Origin of the sequence: Streptomyces sp. HSW2009 (assembly GCF_040240285.1) — a bacterium.
GTDB lineage: Bacteria > Actinomycetota > Actinomycetes > Streptomycetales > Streptomycetaceae > Streptomyces.
Genome location: NZ_JBEHZD010000750.1, coordinates 1 through 3,097, shown reverse-complemented (window position 1 = coordinate 3,097; position 3,097 = coordinate 1). Strand labels below are relative to the sequence as shown.

Genomic DNA, 3,097 nt, shown 5'->3' with positions numbered 1-3,097 from the left:
GTTGGGTGTGTTGCCGGGGTGGGTGGCTCGTCTGGAGTGGGTGGTCCCACCTGGGGGGGGGGGCCCGCCTGGCCTGGCGGCGGTGGGTGTGGCCTGGGGCGGGGAGCGGGTGTGGCCTGGAGGCGGGGTGGGTTGGGTTGGAGTGAGGTGGGGGTCGCCAGGTGCGGCGGGCGCCCCGTACGCACCCCGCGTGCCGCCCGCTACGGACCGTGCGCGCGGCGCGCCCCGTACCCGACAGACCGTGCGCACGGCGCACCGCACACCCCGCACGGCGCCGGGCGCCCGGCGTACGGGAACGGCAACCGAACCGGGTGGGAATTGCCTGGTCCCGGCATGGTGGGACACCACCGGGTCCGTCCACAATGTCGGCATCAGGCCGGACGCCCCGCGCGCTGCCGGCCCCGTACGGTGCAGAGCGGAGCACACCATGGCGTGGGTAGTCGGTACGGGCATGCTGCTGGGGCTGTTGGTGATCGGGTGCGGGATCGCCACGCTCAGGACGGGGTGGATCGTGCCCACCGCGCGCCGCCACGTCACCCGGCCCGCGCTGCACGGCATCGGCGCCCTGGTCACGGGCGGCTCCGTCGTCCTCCAGGGCCTCTTCTTCTCCATCCTGCCGGGCCTGACCTGGGACGCCCGCTTCTACGGCGGCAACGCCCTGCTGCTCGCCGGGCTGACCCTGCTCACCCTCGGCCAGGTGTTGTCGCCCCGCGCGGACCGGGACCACACCCGCCCCGCCGACGCCCGCCCCGCATCCTGCGCCTGACGGCCACAAGGCCCCTGCCGGCCGCACGGCCCCTGACTCTCACATCCGCACGGCTCTCACCTCCGCACGGCCGGGCCACCCCGCCGCAGTCGGGACCAACGTCCCGGTGCGTCGGGGCGGCTGCCCCTATGGCGGGCGGCCACCAGCGGGCAGGGTGGTGCCATGCCGATCGACACACCCACGGACGACGCCCGCGCGATCGACCTCATCCGCGAGGTCCGCTACGGCCGGATCTCCGTCAGCATGCGGGCGCTGCCGTTCGTGACGGTCGCCCGGCACATCGTGGTCGACGGCCAGGTGCTGCTGCGGATGCACCGCGGCTACGGCTACCACCGCGCCTGTGAGGGCTGCGTCGTCGCGTACGGCGCCGACAACATCGACTCCCTCGGCAGCGCCGGGGGCAGTACCGGGGACGTCTGGTCGGTGCAGTTCGTCGGCACCGCACGGCTGTTCGTGCCGTGCGCTGCGGAGTTGGCCCGCTTCGGCCCGACCCCGCAGACCGCGGACGGCGACCCGTACGACCCGGTCTACCTGCGCATCGAGCCGCAGTTCTGCACCGTGCACCGGCTGGACGGTGTCCCAGCGCGGCTGAGCGCGCACGCTGTGTGATCTACCATCTGGCGGGTGCTGCGCTCTCCCCTCACTGCCGTCGCCGCCCGCGGGCGCGCCCCCCATCACGGTGCCGTATCGCTGGCTCCGGAGACGCTCGGCGCCCTGCTCAGGCGCTATGAGGGCCCCGGCGAGCCGCTCGCCAGCCGGCCGCTCGCGCACGGGCTGCTCAACCGCGGCTACCGGCTCGCCACCACCCGCGGCCAGTACTTCCTCAAGCACCACCTCGCCGGCGACCAGGCCGCCATCGCCCGGCAGCACCGCGCGACCTGGCGGCTGGCCGGGCTCGGCATCCCGGTCGCGCCCCCGGTCGCCGCAGCCGACGGCAGCACCGTCACCGTGCTCGGCGGACGCTGCTACGCACTGCACCCCTGGATCGACGGCGTGCACCGCGACGGCGGCGACCTCACCGCCCCGCAGAGCCGCCGGCTCGGCACCCTGCTCGGGCTGGTCCACGTGCGCCTCGCGCGCGTCATGCGCGCCGAAACCGGCACCGATCCCGGCTCCGCAACCGGCACGGCCGCCGGCGGCACGGCCACCGGCCCCGCCGCCGAGCCGCACCCGCCGGGCCTCCGCCTCCCCGGCCCCCGCGCGTCCTCCCCCGCACCACCGCCTGCGCCCGCACCGCTGCCGGTCCACGCGCCCCGCGGGGCCCCCGGCGGCTGGTACGGGGCGGCTGCCGGGGACACCGGTCCCGCCGGGTCGCCGGTCCCGGCCGATCCGGCGGACACCTTCGCGCTCATCGACGAACTGCTCCTGCTGGCCGGGCGCCGCCGCCCGCGGGACGCGTTCGACGAGCTCGCCGAGCACCGGCTGATCGAACGCCGCGCCCTCATCGAACGCCACGCCCACCGCCGCCCGACCGCCCCCACCACCCCGCCCGTGAGCTGGGTGCACGGCGACTTCCACCCGCTGCACCTGCTCTACCGCGGCGCCGAACCGGCCGCGATCGTGGACTGGGACCGACTCGGCGTCCAACCCCGCGCCGAAGAGGCGGTACGCGCCGCCGCGATCTTCTTCGTCCGCCCCGGCGGCACCCTCGCCCTGACCAAGGTCCGCCCGTACGCCCGCGGCTACCGCGCCGCCACCGGCGCCAGCCCGCAGGAGATGGCGGCGGCCGTGCACCGGGTGTGGTGGGAGCGGCTCAACGACTTCTGGATACTCCGCTGGCGCTACCAGCGCGGCGACCACCGGGCCGACCCGCAGTTCCCCGCCGTCGCCGCCCTCGCCGTCTGGTGGACGGACCGCTACGAGGCCGTCTGCCAGGCGTTCTGCGACTGACCCGAACCGACCGGGCCGCGAGCGCCGCACCCCGCCCGCGCGGCACCCGCCCCGCGGGCGGCAGGAGCCCACACCGCAGTGCCGGCAGCGGCACCCACACCACGGGCACCAGGCGCCGGCGACCAGCCCACAGCCTCACCTCCGCAGCCGCAGCCGCAGCCGCGCCCGCGCCCGCTCGCACCCGCCCCGAACGCCGAAGCGGCCCGTACCGCCCCACTTCGGGGGCCGATACGGGCCGCAGACCTGCGCGTACGTCACGAGATGCATCCGAAACGCCGCGGCACGCGAGACCCTCGGTCGGTCCGGCCGCCACGTCCCGGGCGGAGCGGGGGACTACCCCAGACCGCCCTCGCCGCCACCGGCGGCGGCAGCCGCCTCACCACCCGGCTCGTTTTACAAAGTGCGAGCCCCCCGCGCGGCCGGCGGGGGGGGGTGGGGGGG

At 76.5% G+C, this 3,097-nt stretch carries 3 protein-coding genes; all 3 read left to right on the top strand.

The features are described from left to right. Positions 1-427: 427 nt before the first annotated feature. The gene (locus tag AAHZ94_RS31705) at positions 428-766 is read left to right on the top strand and encodes a hypothetical protein (protein WP_349997162.1); all 339 of its coding nucleotides are present in this window, start codon (positions 428-430) and stop codon (positions 764-766) included. A 162-nt stretch (positions 767-928) separates the two neighbouring features. After that, positions 929-1,375: a pyridoxamine 5'-phosphate oxidase family protein gene (locus tag AAHZ94_RS31700; protein WP_349997161.1), complete on the top strand. Its 447-nt coding sequence runs from the start codon at positions 929-931 to the stop codon at positions 1,373-1,375. 81 nt (positions 1,376-1,456) lie between these two features. Then, positions 1,457-2,656: a phosphotransferase gene (locus AAHZ94_RS31695; protein WP_349997163.1), complete on the top strand. Its 1,200-nt coding sequence runs from the start codon at positions 1,457-1,459 to the stop codon at positions 2,654-2,656. Positions 2,657-3,097 lie beyond the last annotated feature (441 nt).

Bases quoted from the DNA above. Each gene is read 5' to 3' on its own strand.
- AAHZ94_RS31700 (WP_349997161.1), top strand. From the start codon at position 929: ATGCCGATCGACACACCCACGGACGACGCCCGCGCGATCGACCTCATC.
- AAHZ94_RS31705 (WP_349997162.1), top strand. From the start codon at position 428: ATGGCGTGGGTAGTCGGTACGGGCATGCTGCTGGGGCTGTTGGTGATC.